This window comes from Bacillus sp. FJAT-27245 (genome assembly GCF_001273955.1).
Lineage (GTDB): Bacteria > Bacillota > Bacilli > Bacillales > Cytobacillaceae > Bacillus_D.
Window position 1 is genome coordinate 3,377,287 of record NZ_LIGI01000001.1, and the last position, 17,112, is coordinate 3,394,398.

Consider the following 17,112-nt stretch of genomic DNA (forward strand, 5'->3'; position numbering starts at 1 on the left):
GACTGGGATATTTAACGTCCCACTCTAGTGCCTGGCACTTCTATTTTAAAAATAGGTTTTTCTGTTTTTGCTGCGAATATAGGGTGTGAAGGGGGAAGAGAAATGGATAACAGCATCGAGATTAGGCGTGTGACGAAGGAGAATATTCGGGAGTGTGCGCGATTGGAGGTTGCGGAGGACCAGAAGCAGTTTGTTGCGAGGAATTTGGCGACGATCGCGTGGGCTTACGTCGACCTGGCATTTACTCCGTATGCGATTTGCGCGGGCGATGCGGTCGTAGGTTTGGCGGCGGTTGAATATATTCCCGAAAACGAATCATACGACCGCCACTGGGTTCCGAGGTTCATGATTGGCGAGCAGTTCCAGGGCAAGGGCTACGGAAAGAAAGCGATGCTGAAAATCATCGAGATGATTTCCGAAAACCATCCCCAGTGCGAACGGGTCCGCCTGTCGGTCGTACCCGAAAACACGGCCGCCATCGAATTTTACAAAAAAATCGGCTTCGTTGAAACAGGAGAAAAACTAGAAGACGAAAACGTTATGGACTTCTTCCTAAAAGTCGGAACAAGCCAATAGAAAAAGTGAAGCGGGGGACGGATCCTTCGCTTCACTTTTTTCTAAGGCATGTTTTGGGTTCAAAAAAGTATGCAGGTCATTTCTAATTCGCACAGCAATCGGAACTTTGTGGCCCCGTACTTATTTCGTTAACAATAGCATCCTTTAAAGCTTAATAAGCAATATAAGCATTTATATGTTTCGTACAGTTATATAAAGAACAATCCCATTTTTCTTCTGTGTAATTTAATATAGTTAGTGAAGTATTTTCAATATAAGTGGTTGGGAATCTTTCGGGTAATAAATATTGTAATGTAAGTCCTATTAAAGCACCATGGCTTACCACTAAAATTCTTTTCCCGCTATAAATACGATTTATTTCTTCTATAAAATGAATTCCTCTTTTTGCGACATCCTCAAACCTTTCCATTCCGAGGTCTAATTCACGCCAGTTATCTCCCCATTTTTGAATCCTTTCTTCCTCAGTTGTTCCTTCAATTTTCCCACAGTTTATTTCCCGAATCCTCTCATCAACATGATCAACAGGCAAGTCTAGTTTACTCCCAATAATTTGGGCTGTTTCAACTGCTCTCGATAAATCGCTTGTAAAAAGCATATCCCATTTTTCTTCTTGTAATAACCTGTCTCCTACATCGGATGCTTGCTTCCTGCCAATTTTATTTAAAGGAATATCGGTTACTCCCTGTGCCTTACCCAAAGAGTTCCATTCAGTTATTCCGTGCCGTATTAATCCTATTGTAGTCACAATCTCCAACCCTTTTCATTATTTTTTCATCTAATTTTCCAACAATCTTCCACGTTCCTGTAACTAGAAGTTCAATAAAAAAAGGCAGAAATACTCCTGGAGAATCCCACGCGTTAACGAAATACCCCAATGATTTTTTGCAACGGAAAGCAATATCTAAAAGTATTAGAAAAACTCATAGATTCGTATCCCTTTGCCATAATAATAATTGCCCCTGTTATGTATATCACTACGGAATCTTAGATTTGTAATAAAGCAGGTACTGCAACCGTGGGATTCTGTATGCCAAGTATCAATGAAAACTTCAATGACTTCATAAGGTGATTTTTGTCGTGATAAGGCGTGATTCATTATGCCTTCAAACACATTCAGATCGTATAGTGGGGAGAGAATCGTATAAGTATGTTCCCCTTCTTTTTCACAAACATAATCCCATTGTTTTTCTAAATGATTTTGTTCATAACCACATTCTTTACATTTCATTGTGCTTCCACGCCTCAAAAAACTCTTCAACAGTTGAGTATCGCTGATGGCGCGCCTTTTCAACCGCCTTCAGCGCAACATCGTAGAGACCCGGACTTGCTTCCCATTTTGAAAAAGACCGGTCGAGTTCTCCCCCAAGCAGCACGAAGGCCACCGCCCCCATATTGAAAACATTCGTCCGGGCGTCAATCGCCGCTCCGAGGTCAAATTCCTCCGGCGACATGAAGCGGGATGAACCCCACAACCGGCCCATCGAGTTGGTGAAGGGCTTCTTCTGATAAAAATCGATATCGCAGATCCGTGAGGAATTTGTTTTAAAATCGTACAGAATGCTTCCATCGTAAAAGTCAATCGCCACAAAGCCCTTCTTTTCAACAAAGATATGGAACTCGAAAATGCAATCGAGAATCTCAAGCCGCTTCTCAACCGGAAGCTGCCTGAACCGGAAAAATGGGGATTCGGGATCTGTATACTTTTTGGGTGGCGGAAACTCATCCGGCATATGCAGGCACTCGCCATCAAACCAGTCAAAAACGAGCGCATATCCTCCGCCCGCCGCAAAGTGATCCTCCAGCCTCACCAAATGCGGATGGCTCAATTCCTCATAAACAAGCGCCGCCTCCTTCAGCCGCGCCACTGCATCCTCCGGGGTACCGGAATACCTCAACGTTTTCGCCCCGGCGAACTTTACGAGTTTTTTCTCGCCATCCCGTTCAATTCCGAATGCGATGTTTCCCGAATCCTGCCGGTCAAATACGCAAAACATCTTTCCGTAATCCCTAAGCCACCCAAAATCATGCTCCTCTACCAGCCCGTACTCAACGCCATCAATCACAAACCGCAACCTCTTCCCTCCTCACGTGAAGCAGGGGACGGACCTTTTGCTTCATTTTTTTACCTGCATTTAAGCAAGGGACATACCCGTTGTTTCACTTTTCATATTTTGAAAAGTACTCCATTTTAAAATGAGCTTTCACTATTAAACGTTTCCGTCAGCCGCCAAGCCTTCCCATGATAATCGTATTATAATAGTTTCCATCGGAGAGAAGTTTGTCGTTCCGTAGCACGCCCTCCACTTCAAATCCTGCCGCTTCGTATAGCTTAATCGCATTTTCATTCGTTTCGAGGACATTTAATGTCATTTTCCTGATTCCGTTCGTGTCTGCCCAAGCAATCGATTCGTTCAGCAGATTTTTCCCGATGCCAAATCCCCAAAACTCCTTTAATACACAAACACCGAATTCAACTTTATGGGCCGAGCGTTTCAAAGCGTTTCCTTCGCATCTTGAAAATCCGGCAATCCTTCCATCTGTTTCGGCAACTAGAAACAGATTAGCCGGCCGCCCCGAATCATCGTTGATGAGCTTCTTGAAGCCAGCTTCATCCATGTATGCCTCTCCTGGTTCCCTGTCCAGATTTTCCGTTTCGCCGTCAATCTTCACCCTCACTTCCGAAAGGCTTTTCGCATCCTTTTCCTCCGCCATCCTGACGCAATAATGCAAGCCTTTGACGGTGAATTCCTTCCGCTCCACCCTCATCGCAGCTCCTCCCTATAATCCGCCCACTTAACAATTTAGTTTCACGTTTACTCTAGCTGGAATGTCGATACGGAAAAATAGGTAACATAGCCCAGCACCATTAAAAGTTGAAGTATAATTCCCACAATGCTGTATATGAACCCCGCAGTTGCCAAGCCTCGCCCATTTCCATTCGTTTTATTTATCTGTTTTACAGCAATTCTTGAAAAAACAATACCAATAATGCCCAGGATTAATCCAATAAAAGGTATAAATAATGATAAAATACCGACAGTCAAAGAAATTACTGAATTATTGTTCGTTCGATTTCTTTCTGGCATTTCCTTACCCCCTCTTGATCTACTCCTTCGGCAAGACCGGAACCCAAAGTTCATGCTTTGGCTTTCTTTTTGTCCCATAATAGCATTCGATGCAGGGGAGATTGGCTAGTTCATATCCCGATGCCGGCAGCCACTCCGAGTAAAGGCGTTTCCAGGCGTCAGGAATATTCGGGAAAACGGCCCATGTGCCTGGCGGGATCACCAGCGACTCCATATGATCGGGGATGTTTCCGTCATAACGTACTCCCATGAAATAAGTAAATTCGTCAGCCTTAATTGCCGCTTCCTCCCCGCAAACCCCAAGCAGGCCTTCCAGCGTGCAATTTGGGTTCTCCCATGACAGATCAATCAGTTCCTGCATAAACCCTTCTTTTTTTGCAGCGCTCCAGAGCCCCGGAATCGTTTGAAACGCCCGGCTGGTCTTCACAGCCTGCCCCTTCCCAACAACCTTAACCTCAAAATCAATCGTTTCAATCCTAAACTCCATCTCCCCAACCCCTTTACTATCGAAAAGGAAAAAACCTATGACAGAACATAGTTTGTTCAACTTGAGTGCTGGCGTCCGCGGTTTTTTCCTGTTACTTCCACTTTATATGATTGTTAGGCGGGTTGCCTAGTGGGTTGGTGCTTTTTTTCTATAAAAGAAACCCATGCCGCTCTGTGCATGGGTTTTTGGAAGTTAGATTTATTTTCATAGAAGCAGGGAGAGGTACCCTCTCGTTTCGGTCGCTTCTATAAGTTTATGACCATTAATTGGAGGTGTATGTATAATATGGTAACAGAATCAAATATTTCTCTTTAGGACGGAAAGCGTTGCATAATAGAATTCTAAACACGGTCAAAAAAAGCTTAGCGTGAGGACATAGTTGAATGTAAAGGGGGGGGAGAATGTTTAACTTTATTATGTTTTCACTAATTTCAAGTGTACCACTTTGGATTTTATTGGGGATTCATAAGATTATTAAAAAATATTGGAAAAACATTCGCAAGGAATATTTCTTGTATCCGGGCCTCGTAATCGCTGTTAGTTTATCGATTTCCTATTTCTCCCTGGAGGCAGCCACGTTTTTAATACTAATTGCAGCACTTTTTGCAATAGTCCGGGGGATTTTAGCGGTAGTTTGGCGAAACCGCCCGGATAAAAACAAGCCGCTTATTGCCTCGCTCATCACATCTGTGATCTCAATCCTTTTCGTGATCAGCTTTTACTCTATCACGATGGCATCAAATCTATCTTTTTTGATCCTTTTGTTTCTATTGATGTTTGGGATTGTTACTTTTAAATGGCGGGATAAATACGTTAGTACAGGGAAAAAGGTGATGATTGCCATGGGAGCGACAACCTCAGTCCTTGCATTATTACTCGTTCTCTTGCCCCTGGCCGCAGCATTTTTCCTCTTGATTCTAATACTTGTCTTGTAAATTATTTAAACGAGCAATTTTTCATACATAAAAAGGTGCCAGGCACCCCATTGGGACAGAAAACGTCCCACTTCGGGTCCTGGCACCTAATTATCCAACTAACTTTAGTGCCCTGATACCATTAGGCCGAATTGGGCGAGGAGGGCGCTGCCGATGTAGGTGCCGAGGAAGACAAATACGGCAACAATCGCAACTTTCCAGGAGGTCTTCCTGAGGTCCATAAGTTGGTCGACCACGGATATTCCGGCAAAGGCCAGGATTGGTGTGGTGATCGATAGGAAATCGACCGCACCGATTGCCTTGATGAACCAGTCGGAAATGGAGCAAAAGACAAGCGACGTAATCGCGACCCAGCCGAGGACCGGGAAGTCCTGCACTACTTTTATCGGAGCCTTTTTCATTAAATCGGAAATCAGGATGCCGATGAAGGAAAACAACCACAAAACGATCAATCCGTATAGGGTCATAACTGAAATCGGCGTTGATGCCGGGTTTTTAATAAGTTTAATTTGCTGGGTGAACAAAATCAGCCCAATGCTGAGCAATAAAATCAGTCCGAATTTTACATATTTATTTAATCCAGCGGCCATTATTTTTCACCCCTTACAAATAGACGGTACATGAAGCGTTGCAGCGGAACAGCCAGGAATACCATTGTAAATGTCCCGAGGAAGCTCGTTAAAAGCTGGCTTGCGGATGCGTAGGCCAAAATCGTGCTTTGCATGTCTGGCATCCGAGCGACCAGGCTCGAGGATGATGCTGTCATCATGCTAGCGGAGCCCATGCCTGAAGCAATCGCGAGTGCCTCGACACGGAAGCCAAGGTCAAGCAGAATTGGCGCCAGGATGCTGAAGAAAATCGCGCCAAACAGCGTGCCAATGATGTAGAGCGACAATACCCCTCGCCCTTCAGCTGAATCAAGTGTATATTTCTCCGTAATGTAAGCCAGTTCACCTTCACGGCCAAGCCCAAGCGTCGAACCGATCGCTTCACGCCTCAACCCAAGGAAAATTGCAACCGGAAGGCCGAACAGGACCGTTCCAAGGTTCCCAAGCTCCTGTATGATAAAAATCCACCCAAGCTTAACAATTTCCTGCAAATGCGGCGCAACATCCGCCCCATACCTCGCCATCAACGGAAGCATGATGAAAATCAAATTCTTGCTTGAGAACAGGACATTTTCTCGGCTATAAATCTTTTTAAAAATTCCTTTCCGGAATGCAGGTATCCCCAAAACCATAGTAATCAGGATGGCGAACACCAGCGGCAAAAGGCCGATCTTGATGGTTCCAATCGTAATAGCCTGGAATCCGATAAATTCAGCGGCAGTGATAACGAGCAGGACAAACACGAGCAAATAAAGTAATTTCGATTTCATAGTCAGCCTCTCTCTGTGGTGGATGTTTTTTGAAAAATGGGTGTTTCGTATGGCGGTGTCAATGTCTGACGCCGGGACGGGACGGCAGGGCAGGTGATTTTAGCGAGTTTCTGTTGGTATACCAAAAGACCACCCTGCCCCTAACGTGGAACCTACTCCAAAATCCCCGCCAATAATTTTTCATAGTCCGCATAGGAACGCTTGTATAGCCTGGAGCGGTCAATTTTCCCGTTCATTTCCTCGAGTACCTGGGCCATGAACCTTGGGAACACCTCGAAGATGTATTCCGGATCGATATCTAGGAAATCATCGCCATGGATCGTACCGGTAAACCCGCTGTACCCGACCTGGATGCACGGGAACATATAGGAAAGGTCCCCGATATCGCCGGCCGCGCTAATTGGATTGTTGTTTTTAATCGCATCAATTTCATCATTTTTTTCAAAAGCGCTGATCACGAACTCGTTCAGGTAGCGGTCCTGGACGAAAGGAAGGTATCCCATTTGCGTTTCAATCTCCACTTCCCCCTGAAGGGCGCGGGCACTTCCGATTGCCGCGTCATCCATCCGCTTGACGACCTCTTTCATATAGCCGACCGATTGCGTCCTGATGTCGCTTCCAACCGTAATCTCGTTCGGGATGACATTGGTCGACATGTCCGAATCCATGACAATCGGATTGATGCGCACCATTTCGGCATCGCGTAGCTGCTGGCGGCTTAGGCCAAGCGCCACATTGAAGAGCGTTGACATGCTGTAAGCATTTTTCCCAGAGAAAGGATCGAACCCAGCGTGGGTCGCCTTCCCCTTGAATGTGTATTTTTTGTATAAAAAACCTGCCAGGTCGCAATTGACTTCGATTGTCCGCTCGGGGAATTCCCCGCCCATCGCATGGACGCAGATGCCGATGTCGATTCCGTCGAAAACTCCCAGTTTCATCGCTTCCGGCTTGCCTCCGTAATAGCTGATTTTGTTTTCGGCCAAAAGCTTGGCGCGGTAGGCCAGGTCGAGGTATTCTTCCGCAGGCACAAAGACGAACGTCAGCTTATAATTGAAGTTTTTGTAAACCTCTGTTTGGAACAGATAGCTATACAGCGCGAGCGCGATGCCGACCTGGGTGTAGTGGCCGCAGTTGTGGGCCGCGCCGGTTTCCGGGTCCGACCACTTGTGGCTGGGCGCATAGACGGCGTCCAGCTCGGCGATAAACGCGATGTTCAGGCCGGTTTGGCTGCCTAGCGTGGTTTTCAGCCCGGTTGTACTGAATTCTTCAATTTCGATGGCCGGATTCACTTTCTGCAAAAATTCCTTGACGGTGTCCTTCGTCTTGAACTCCTTGTAGCCTAATTCGGGGTTCTGGAAGATTTTTTTTGAAAGGTCGGCGATATCCTGATATTGTTTTTTGAATAACATTTCACATATGCCCCCGTTCACTCGTGGAGTTTTCCTATTTAATACTTTAATATATTAAACAAACATAGAAGGTACGTCAATACGAATATTTTGGTTATCCGAAAAAAGATTGTTTGTGTTTGGAGCGACAATTTCCAGTTGACTAGAACAAAAATCCACATATGCCGACAAAAGGTAAATAATCATTTAATTCTAAATTGGTAAAAAACAATGGTGAAAGCCGGCCATAAATATATTTTCTTTCTCTAAAATCCCCTAAAAAGTTAGGTATTCTGTTCGGACGAACCTGGAACCCAAGGGACGGCTCCCTAAATAGGAAAAGGCTGCTGAGCGTTTTGCTTCAGCAGCCTTTGGCTTTTTATATAGGTTAGCGTGCCTCTATTTCATTGGGAATCTAGTTGATTTCCCTAAGTGGGTCGGTGACGATGCTGTCCTGGACGGGGGTTTCGTTTCCACCTGTGTCAATATAGATCGGTGAATTCTCGTAATTGATTTGAACGAATTCGTATTTACCTTCTTTGTTGGCACCGTTGGAAGTTATTGTGTTAGCAATAATCGAACCAGAGAACGTTGCATCAATCAGAATATCGGCGTTTGGAGCGTAAATCATCCTTGGATAGACGATCGGACTGCCGCTGAGTTTGATTGACGATTTCCCCCCTGTAATGATGTGCCCCTGCACCCCCGAAGTAACACTGACTGTCAAATAGGAAACATTTTTTGGAAGGTCCAGATCCTTCGCGTACATCGAACCATAAATAAGGCCGTTGTTCAGCGACGTTCCCGCCCCCTTGAGGAACACATAAAGTTTGCTAACATCCTGGCCGGTATTGATCACCGAACCGCTATAAAGATTAATATAATCCGCAAAAATAGACAGCTTGCCTTTCCCGATAATTTTAATTTTCCCGTTATCAAAGACAGACAAATTTTTCACGACAAGATTCCGGTTGTAATCCCCTACATCAATCGTCAATGTCTGATTGCTGTTCACGGACAATGAATCGAAGGCCATATCCCGTTTCATTGTCAGGGTGTTCGCTGAAAACGAGCTGGCTCCCATGGGAACTCCAAATTCAGGGAACTGCGGTATAGTCAGTACGGCGCCGGCATTGTACACGATTGATAAGCTGTTGGCATTATACCCTGTTGTTTTAACACTGCTTTGCGGCCCGTTTGTGGAAATTGTCCCGACAATCGGCGTATTGGAGATATCAATGCCACTCTTCCCAAAAAGAACGTTACTTGCCGGAATTGTCACAACGCTTTTCGGCTTCCAGGAAACATGGACAATCCTTGAAACTGTCCTTTTCCTGTTATTAACAATGCCAGTTGACGTGATTTTATAGTCTTTTGTATACGATATGATTGTGTCGCTTGTTACTTTTTCAATCTTAACCTTGGCTATCGGTTTGTCACCGAAAGTGTCCTCAAAATCGGTATACGGCTTCTCAACGCCAAGTTCGAGCGCCGCATCAACTCCACTGAAAAAACTGTCCAGCGTTGCAGCGTTCTTATACACCGAGCGGATCGCCGGGCTCATTTCGTTGAATCTGGCTGTCGCACCAGCCTCGGCAATGTAATACGCAGACTGGTAGCCGCGCTCAACCGTACCCATCTTCATATTGTTTGCCGCCATCGCCATCATGCTGAGCCCCATAATCACAACGACAACCAAAACAAGCAGCACCAAAACCATAGCCATGCCGGATTCATTTTTTAAAATTGCCTTTGTGTTTCTCACGGTCTCACCCATTTCCGGTTAGCTTTCCTATTTTCTGATATAAATTGTTGTTGATAACGATGTTTGCGGATTGTTCTGAGTGTTGTTTGCGGACATTGCTATCGTAATTTTATTGCCAGCCATTTGGATTTTGAAATCCTTGAGGCTGGATATTACCGGGACCCCGTTTTTCGTCAGATTGCTATTTTCAAGTTTATAAATATCCGTATCGTTTAGCGTCAGAATGTTATTTGCGACAGTCACACTTGAAGCCTTCCTGATTTCTTTTGTGATAATATTCAAGCCGAGCCGGACATCCGCCTGATTTTGGACTTGGGCAGTTTGATTGATCGCCTGTTTTTGCCCAAACAGAAAAATTGAGCTGCCAAGTACCATGACGAGCGAAAGGAGTGCAACGCCTGCCAAAACCTCTGCCAAAGACAAGCCTTTCTGATTTTTCAGCATGTCGAACCCCCCTATTGGTTCCAGGTTAGTAACGTTTCCATTTGCGCTTCCTTAATGGCTTTAGTAGAATCCTTAAAAACCTTGACCTTTACCTTGGCCATCTCGTTTGCACCGCCTGAATTGACAATCTGCACAAATACGTAATGCCCGCTGTCAGTTTTTTCAAAGCAAATACCTGTTGGGCAATCCTTCGTTGTTAATGTAAATCCGTAAGTGGCATTTGTCAGCGGTATTGTCACGCCATCGAGGGACGGGACCGTGGAAACCACGTTGTAAACGGTCTCCATATTCGCTTCAGCCACATACGTTGCATCAATTATGTTTTTTGAGAAACTATTGGTACGTGCAGATTGGGTAAACATCGGCAGCATGGAAACGATGATAATCGTCAGGATCATCATCGCTGCCAGTATTTCAATTAGCGAAAAGCCTCGCTGTGACTTTAGCTCAGAAAATAGTTTCATAGTGTCATTTTCCTTTGTAAAAAAACTAGAATTTAAAATGTATAACAAGTTTCTTTCTTATTAAACCTATTCTAGCAGTGGAAGGTCCTGCAAACAATTCCCTAATATGACAATTAAATGGCGGTAAATGTTGGAAGTAGCACTCAAGCTCCTGATGAAATTGCTTTTCACTCTCAAAACCGTTTTCCGGAAGCTTCCTCGGTGAAATGGTCTTGATGAACACTCTCAAGACCGTTTTGAAGAAGTTTCCTTAATGAAACGGTCTTGATGAACCCTCTCAAGACCGTTTTGCTGGAGTTTCCTCGGTGAAACGGTCTTGATGGACCCTCTCAAGACCGTTTTGTGGAAGTTCACGAGGTGAAACGGTCTTGAATGCTTCCTTTCAGTTTTGTTTTAGGGAATATTTTAAGAGGTTACTAATCCCACGCCTTCCTGCTTAAATACTCAAAAGAAAAAGCAGACCGGGATTCATTCCGATCTGCTTTTACCTAAGGGTGCCTGGCACCGAAGTGGAGGTTTTTTGTCCCAGTTGGGTGCCAGGCACCTATTTGTTTTTAAAACGATGATTTTATCGGTGTTTCAAATTCAAATGTTTTGCCGTTTTGTGTTTTTACGGTGATTTTGACACTGCTGTTGTCGAGCCACATGCCGTATTTGAAATTGACGCTGAAGCCCCAGCTGGCGTATGGGTTAATGGTTGTAGCAACGCCGCCATCTTCTAGTTGAGACGGTGTGTAGGTTGTATAAAGCCTGCCTTTTTCATAAAGCTCGACTTTTTCAACGGTAACAGCCTGTTCGTCACGGCTGTACACATTGACCGACAGCGACTGGATGACGTTGTTGATAAGAACCGATGGATAGCTATACAGCACAAGCTCCGGCCTGTCGCTAACCGTTACAACCGTGCTCGCGCTTTTCCCGTCAGCTGTTGCTGTAATCGTCGCAGTTCCTTCCGCGACCCCAGTCACAAGCCCGTTCTCATCGACAATTGCCACACCCGCGTCCGATGTCTCCCAAACGACTGTCCTGTTTGTCGCATTCGCAGGCGAGACAACAGCGCTCAACTGCTTCGTGCCGCCGCTTTTCACAGTCGCGCTAACAGGCAATACGACCGACGAAACCTTCACAATATACGTCACAGCCTTGGAAAGCTCAGAAGAAGCATTGCCCGCCGCGTCCGCAGCAACGACAACTACCCGGTTAACGCCCTCAGCCAAAGCAATTTCCTTTGTAAAATGGCCTTCCGCATCAACCGCTGCCGCTTCTCCGTTCACCGTAACAGTTGCCCCGGCTTCCACAGTTCCGCTAACAACATATGCACCTTCGTAAACTGTTTCATCAGCCACATTAAACGTTACCACAGGAGGCGTTGTATCAACCGTAAACGACACCTCAGAAACCGCAGTCAACCCATCATGCTCGGCGGTCACGGTCAATTCGTACTTGCCCTCTTCACGGATTTCAGTGCCGAGCGTGTAGCCGTCCACTTCAACGCCGTCCTTTTTCAAAACTGCCGTGTACGTCACGCCTTCTACCGCCTTGACAGCAGGGGCCGCCGACTTCACAACCTCCCCGCCAATCCCGGTTACTTCCGGAGTTTCCGGAGCGACAAGCGCTTCAAGCACAATCGGAGCCGCATTCACAGCTTCACCGCTGCCAAGCTTCACTCCATAAACGATTTCCTGCTTCACAGTCGTGCGCTCCACTTTTGGGACCGCAACAACCAACTTGTTCCCATCCATCCTGATCATACCCGGTGCAATCTCCAGGTTCTGGCCATTTTTCACAAAAACAAGCTCTTCAGGCACTTCGGTTACTTGCTTATCCAAGGTAACGGTAACAGTCCCGTTTTCAGCTGCCACGCCTGTCACTCCAGCTGGGCGCGCTTCCTCATACTTCGGCAGAGTCACCTCGGCCTGCTCGGTCAGTTCCCCCTTGAATGTACCGCTGACCTTTGGCAGGTACTCTTTCACCTGGCGAGCCGCATCTTTCGCGGCGGAGAGTTCCGAATCCGCAAGCCCTTCGTCAAGCAGCTTGTTCAGCTCGTCAAGCTTCATGGCGACGGACACATCGTAAACCATGCTGTCGCGAAGGTCCTGTGCCTCTTGCTTGTACGCCTTGAACAGGTTCCGCGTGCTTAAGCCGTATACGCGATAAATGATGACGGTCCGCGCCTTCAGCTGGTAGGAAATTTCGTGGTAGGATTCCTGTACGCCATCCAGGTTGGCGGCATTGATGCTCGCCTGCAGCGCTGCCGTATTCGCCTGGACGTTTTTCACCGTGTAGTTGTACGCGTCAATGTACGGAATGACCCGCTCGGTGATGTACGTTTTGTAATTCGTATCCAATTTTAAAAGCAGCGATGCCTTTTGCGTCCCGCCGCTCTTCACAACCTCAGCCCTCGCGTTCGAGTAGGCCGCTTTAGCCGCGTTGTATTGCTTATACACATCAGTGATGTTCGCGAATTTTCCCGTCGCCGTCACATCACTATACTGGTGGTAGGCCTTCTGCATCTGGACGATTGCCCGGTCCACCGTTGTCACAATGCTCGTTGCCGCATTCGCCTGCAATGGCGCCATAAGCAACAGCAAGGACATAAATAAGATTGAAACCTTTTTCATTATGTAAAAACCCCCTTTTCACCCTAAATTATATAAATATACCAATAAGATTGAAATGGTAGTTCATTCCTTATTGCTCACTTACTTCCTTCACTTCCATAAATACTATTTTAATAAAATGAAAAGGGGCAAGCCTTCGTCGGCTTCCCCCCTTCTTTTTTTGAAAAAATGGACATCGCACTACATGACCCCTATCAAAATATTGAAGGCGACGTCCGGGTTTGTTGTGCCAGTTTCCTCCAGAAAACCTGTGTAACTTCCCTGAAAGCTGATTGTGCCGCCATTCAAGAGGTAAAGCCAGGAGTCCACATACTCTAATTCATGCAAAATATGCGTCGACATGAGGACGAGCCTGCCATCCTTTTTCGCCAAATCTTCAATTCTTTTTAAAATCTTGATCCTCGAGTCAGGGTCGACGCCGCTCGTTGGCTCATCAAAAATATAGACCTTTCTATCCATCTGGCAGATTAATGACACAATCAGCCAGCGCCTCTCACCAAGTGACATTTTGCCGTAAGGAGTTTCCCACAGCTTTTTCAAAAGAAATTCCTCACGCTGGTCGAGCGTTTTGAAAGCGGACTTCGCGTCCTTGCTCCGGAAATCGGTTTGAAAGAACAGCTTCACGATGTCCTTGCCTTTTAGAATATAGAGAAATGGGACGCTTTGAAGCTGGTAGACGACTTCTTCTTCCCGGGGCGCATCGATGATTCCACCCTTCGAATCGAGAGCGCCGGAAATCAAATCGAAAAGCGTCGTCTTCCCGGCTCCATTTTGCCCGAGGATAACATTCACTTTGTCCGGAGAGAAATCGAGCGAGATATTGTCCAATACTGTCTTATCGCCGTAGCCAAATGATAGATTCCGTATTTTCATGATTTCAACACTCCATCGTTAATTTCGGGCAATTTTTGAAACAATCCCGATCCGCCTTAATGTGATAAAACCTAACGAAGAAAATAACAAAATGATTGCCAGGAACAGGACGGGCGGGGTAGCGTGGGATTCGTACCCGGCGATTGCGAACAGATTTCTTGCCATCCTTGCTACAAATTCAACCGGATTCAGCAGTGCCAGGGCTACTAGCCCCGTTTCGTTTTTATCGAGCGTCAGCATTGACAAATATGATAGGACGATTGGCAATAGCGTTGTAATCGGGGTCAGTGATTCGGCCTTCAGGTTCAGCGCCGGGATCCACGAAAATAGGAACGCGACCGGCAGAATGGTAACAAGCCCGATCAATAATGAAATTAGTACAATATGTAAAAATAAGTGCGGTGCGAAAAACAACGAAGTAATAACGGAAAAGAGTGCAATATTCAGCATTAGAAACGAAAATTGGGAGAGGAAAAACCCCGTGATGACCGAATACTTATTGCCGGCGATGAACTTGAACATTTTTAAAAAGCCGTACTCCCGTAAGTTCAGTAGCCCGATGCCGATTCCATTCGCTGTCGTAATCGTTACGATGAACCCCAAATAAAACGAGTACATCGGGACGAATTCTTCGATGCCGGGTTTCGCGGCGAACCATGCCCTCGCCGAATACGACATGATGATTGTCGGCAAAAGCAACGTCCAGACAAAGGACACTTTGTAGCTGATCGCATTTTTAAAAAAGAGCTTGAAGAACGCCAGGGACGTTCGTGTGAAAATCCGGAAATCCATCGATTAATCTCCTTTCATAGCGCAGGGCAAAGGTCATTTCCCAGCCGCTTCCATATACCGCCACATTAGCCTATGGTGCGGCAACAGCTTGCGCGGGATATCAGCAAGAGTCCGTATTTTTTCGTCTTCCTCATCTTTACGTCCGTAAAGGTAAAAAGTTCCATTAAGTGGAATGTCTTTTTGAAATTTATGGAGGGCAACAACATACGCCTCCTCGTCTACCTTTTCAATGTCCTTAGGCTTGATTTGGTTATAATTTTTCAACGCTGCAAGGCTTGACCAGATTTGCGCGGCTACATGGGGGCTGGATTCCTGGGGGTAAAAGGCAATCGTGGTGATAAGGGTAAGGAGAATGATCACAGGCCAAACTAGTTTGTTTCTGCTACTGGAGGTTCCTTTTCGGGTGAGGAAAATCGCCGCAGCTACGAGCGCAAGGTTTATGTAAAGAATAAGCGGGATGGCAAGGATGCGCTCAAGGCCGGTATACGGAAATAGCCTCGTTAATAATTCGATCATGATGAACGTCGGCAGGATTGCCGCCATCCCCTTTAAAACGGCTTTTTGCCTGCCGCTGAGCTCCTTCTTTTTTACCATTAGCCAGTAAAACACCTTGTTAATAAAGTAAACGTCAGGATGACAAACGCCAGTACCGTTACATTAAATAGAATCTGTTTCCAGCCTCCGCGAAAAAATTCACCCGGCGAACCGGTTACCCCCTGGCGCTGGGCTTCGTTGAACGTATATCCAGGGTCCTTCCGCATTTCCCTCTCAAGGAAGTCCCTTTCCTTTTCCGACATCCAAATCCCCCCAGTTGGACTGGTCTGTTCCATTATATACCACTTCCGATTAGGCGAATAGATTCAATTTCCCGTAAATCCTACGGTACCCGAATTATTTTTGTGCTGTTTCGTTATTTTCCACAATTTCCAAGCATAATTTGGTAACAACCAAATAAATCGTGCTAGGAGGAAACAGTATGAACCTTTATCACTTTCTCGTCCTGATTCACGTCATCGCTGCCATCGTTGGAATCGGCTCCACCTTCGCCCTGCCCGCAATCGCAAAAAAACCGAAAACCCCTTCGCAGGCGCAATTTACCTTTGGCATCCTCGACGGAATCGAGAAAATCGCCAAAACCGGCAGCATCACCCTCCTGCTGACCGGACTCATTTTAGGCTTTTTGGAACCGAAGCTTTTCAAGGAATTCTGGTACATCGCCTCCATCGCCATCTATATCGCCGTCCAGCCAATCGTCGCTGGCATCCTCCCGAAAAAAATCAAGCAGCAAAAGCAAATCCTCGAGGCGCACACAGGCGATGGCCTGCCCGAAGCCTACCTCACCATCAACCGGCAAATGGAACGCCTCAACCAAATCACCCACATCGCCGCCATCATCCTCATCATTTTAATGGTCACCAAGCCCTTTTGATTTTTTTGGGAAAAGGGGCCCATGCCATAGGGAACTGTACACACCGGTTTGCGGCGCTTTGATGGTTTGAGGAGGATTCTCCGGAACGAAGAATCCAGACGGGTTATTGGAGGGCGCATCGTACATGGTCGCGAAACACAGAGGGCAGTCGAACCTTGAATCCTTTACCTTTGGCATTCCGTATCTGTGGCTATTACGAGCAAAAACGAAGAAGCCAGGGTTATCCTGGCTTCTATCAGTCTATTAAGTTAAAGACTAGGATAATGAAGGGCCAGGCAAGCAGGCTTTTTATTAAAGAAGCGAGTTTAATCCGATTATTCACTCAAAGAAGTGAATTATTAGTAACATTGACTGATTAATAAGCGAATCTTTGAACCTATTCTGATTGTAAGACTCATCAAGACCGTTTCATCTTAGGATACCCCTCAAAACGGTCTTAAGATGCGGCATCAAGACCGTTTCATCTTAAGTAACCCCTCAAAACGGTCTTGAGATGCGGCATCAAGACCGTTTCATCTTAAGTAACCCCTCAAAACGGTCTTGAGATGCGGCATCAAGACCGTTTCATCTTAAGTAACCCCTCAAAACGGTCTTGAGATGCGGCATCAAGACCGTTTCATCTTAAGTAACCCCTCAAAACGGTCTTGAGATGCGGCATCAAGACCGTTTCATCTTAAGTAAGCATTCAAAACGGTCTTGAGAAGAGGCATCAAGACCGTTTCATCTTAAGAACCCTTTCAAAACGGTCTTGAGAAGGGGTATCAAGACCGTTTCATCTTAAGTAACCCCTCAAAACGGTCTTGAGATGCGGCATCAAGACTGTTTCATCTTAGGAAACTCCTCAAAACGGTCTTTAGTAGAGATACACCAGAAC

Annotated in this window: 19 protein-coding genes and 1 pseudogene; 3 read left to right on the top strand and 17 right to left on the bottom strand. The window is 46.0% G+C overall.

All coding sequences use genetic code 11. From position 1 onward, the window contains the following. Positions 1-102 precede the first annotated feature (102 nt). Positions 103-576: a GNAT family N-acetyltransferase gene (locus ADU24_RS16635; protein WP_053367668.1), complete on the top strand. Its 474-nt coding sequence runs from the start codon at positions 103-105 to the stop codon at positions 574-576. Positions 577-727: 151 nt separating this feature from the next. Here the strand turns inward: ADU24_RS16635 and ADU24_RS16640 are convergent, their stop codons facing one another. The 6 genes and pseudogenes from ADU24_RS16640 to ADU24_RS16665 all read right to left on the bottom strand — a co-directional run. Beyond that, positions 728-1,321 (bottom strand): histidine phosphatase family protein, encoded by a 594-nt coding sequence (locus ADU24_RS16640; RefSeq protein ID WP_053367669.1) that lies wholly within the window; start codon positions 1,319-1,321, stop codon positions 728-730. Positions 1,322-1,486: 165 nt separating this feature from the next. Further along, positions 1,487-1,804, bottom strand: a complete 318-nt coding sequence (locus ADU24_RS16645) for a hypothetical protein (protein ID WP_053367670.1) — start codon at positions 1,802-1,804, stop codon at positions 1,487-1,489. Beyond that, positions 1,794-2,648: a serine/threonine protein kinase gene (locus tag ADU24_RS16650; RefSeq protein WP_053367671.1), complete on the bottom strand. Its 855-nt coding sequence runs from the start codon at positions 2,646-2,648 to the stop codon at positions 1,794-1,796. The genes ADU24_RS16645 and ADU24_RS16650 overlap by 11 nt, the downstream gene beginning before the upstream one ends. Positions 2,649-2,796: 148 nt before the next feature. Next, positions 2,797-3,342: a GNAT family N-acetyltransferase gene (locus tag ADU24_RS16655; protein WP_053367672.1), complete on the bottom strand. Its 546-nt coding sequence runs from the start codon at positions 3,340-3,342 to the stop codon at positions 2,797-2,799. 47 nt (positions 3,343-3,389) lie between these two features. Next, complete coding sequence (locus ADU24_RS16660) at positions 3,390-3,662, bottom strand: DUF4190 domain-containing protein (RefSeq protein ID WP_053367673.1); 273 nt, start codon at positions 3,660-3,662, stop codon at positions 3,390-3,392. Between the two features lie 19 nt (positions 3,663-3,681). Continuing rightward, positions 3,682-4,224, bottom strand: a pseudogene (locus tag ADU24_RS16665) (GyrI-like domain-containing protein); the annotation flags it as partial. Between the two features lie 326 nt (positions 4,225-4,550). On the opposite strand from ADU24_RS16665, the gene ADU24_RS16670 reads away from it, so the two are divergent. Continuing rightward, positions 4,551-5,084, top strand: coding sequence for a hypothetical protein (locus tag ADU24_RS16670; protein WP_053367675.1), 534 nt, complete (start codon positions 4,551-4,553; stop codon positions 5,082-5,084). 104 nt (positions 5,085-5,188) lie between these two features. On the opposite strand, the gene ADU24_RS16675 is transcribed toward ADU24_RS16670, so the two are convergent. The 11 genes from ADU24_RS16675 to ADU24_RS16725 form a co-directional block, all read right to left on the bottom strand. Further along, positions 5,189-5,674 carry a hypothetical protein gene (locus ADU24_RS16675; protein ID WP_053367676.1) on the bottom strand — a complete coding sequence of 162 codons (486 nt, stop codon included), beginning with the start codon at positions 5,672-5,674 and terminating at the stop codon, positions 5,189-5,191. Further along, the gene (locus ADU24_RS16680) at positions 5,674-6,462 is read right to left on the bottom strand and encodes a DUF3100 domain-containing protein (RefSeq protein WP_053367677.1); all 789 of its coding nucleotides are present in this window, start codon (positions 6,460-6,462) and stop codon (positions 5,674-5,676) included. Before ADU24_RS16680 ends, ADU24_RS16675 begins: the two co-directional genes overlap by 1 nt. A gap of 152 nt (positions 6,463-6,614) precedes the next feature. After that, complete coding sequence (locus ADU24_RS16685) at positions 6,615-7,871, bottom strand: M20/M25/M40 family metallo-hydrolase (protein WP_053367678.1); 1,257 nt, start codon at positions 7,869-7,871, stop codon at positions 6,615-6,617. A gap of 394 nt (positions 7,872-8,265) precedes the next feature. Next, positions 8,266-9,615 carry a hypothetical protein gene (locus ADU24_RS16690; protein ID WP_156324609.1) on the bottom strand — a complete coding sequence of 450 codons (1,350 nt, stop codon included), beginning with the start codon at positions 9,613-9,615 and terminating at the stop codon, positions 8,266-8,268. Positions 9,616-9,642: 27 nt separating this feature from the next. Beyond that, a complete protein-coding gene (locus ADU24_RS16695; protein WP_053367680.1) occupies positions 9,643-10,059 on the bottom strand; it encodes a PulJ/GspJ family protein in 417 nt (138 codons plus the stop codon). 11 nt (positions 10,060-10,070) lie between these two features. Next, a complete protein-coding gene (locus ADU24_RS16700; protein WP_053367681.1) occupies positions 10,071-10,523 on the bottom strand; it encodes a type IV pilus modification PilV family protein in 453 nt (150 codons plus the stop codon). Positions 10,524-11,077: 554 nt separating this feature from the next. Beyond that, on the bottom strand, positions 11,078-13,144 hold the full coding sequence (locus tag ADU24_RS16705) for an Ig-like domain-containing protein (RefSeq protein ID WP_053367682.1): 2,067 nt from the start codon (positions 13,142-13,144) through the stop codon (positions 11,078-11,080). Positions 13,145-13,324: 180 nt separating this feature from the next. Next, positions 13,325-14,017, bottom strand: coding sequence for an AAA family ATPase (locus ADU24_RS16710; RefSeq protein ID WP_053367683.1), 693 nt, complete (start codon positions 14,015-14,017; stop codon positions 13,325-13,327). A gap of 18 nt (positions 14,018-14,035) precedes the next feature. Further along, positions 14,036-14,809 (bottom strand): hypothetical protein, encoded by a 774-nt coding sequence (locus tag ADU24_RS16715; protein ID WP_053367684.1) that lies wholly within the window; start codon positions 14,807-14,809, stop codon positions 14,036-14,038. Positions 14,810-14,842: 33 nt separating this feature from the next. Further along, positions 14,843-15,403, bottom strand: coding sequence for a hypothetical protein (locus ADU24_RS16720; protein ID WP_053367685.1), 561 nt, complete (start codon positions 15,401-15,403; stop codon positions 14,843-14,845). Next, positions 15,403-15,606: a hypothetical protein gene (locus tag ADU24_RS16725; protein ID WP_053367686.1), complete on the bottom strand. Its 204-nt coding sequence runs from the start codon at positions 15,604-15,606 to the stop codon at positions 15,403-15,405. The genes ADU24_RS16720 and ADU24_RS16725 overlap by 1 nt, the downstream gene beginning before the upstream one ends. 179 nt (positions 15,607-15,785) lie before the next feature. On the opposite strand from ADU24_RS16725, the gene ADU24_RS16730 reads away from it, so the two are divergent. Then, the gene (locus ADU24_RS16730) at positions 15,786-16,238 is read left to right on the top strand and encodes a DUF2269 family protein (protein WP_053367687.1); all 453 of its coding nucleotides are present in this window, start codon (positions 15,786-15,788) and stop codon (positions 16,236-16,238) included. Positions 16,239-17,112 lie beyond the last annotated feature (874 nt).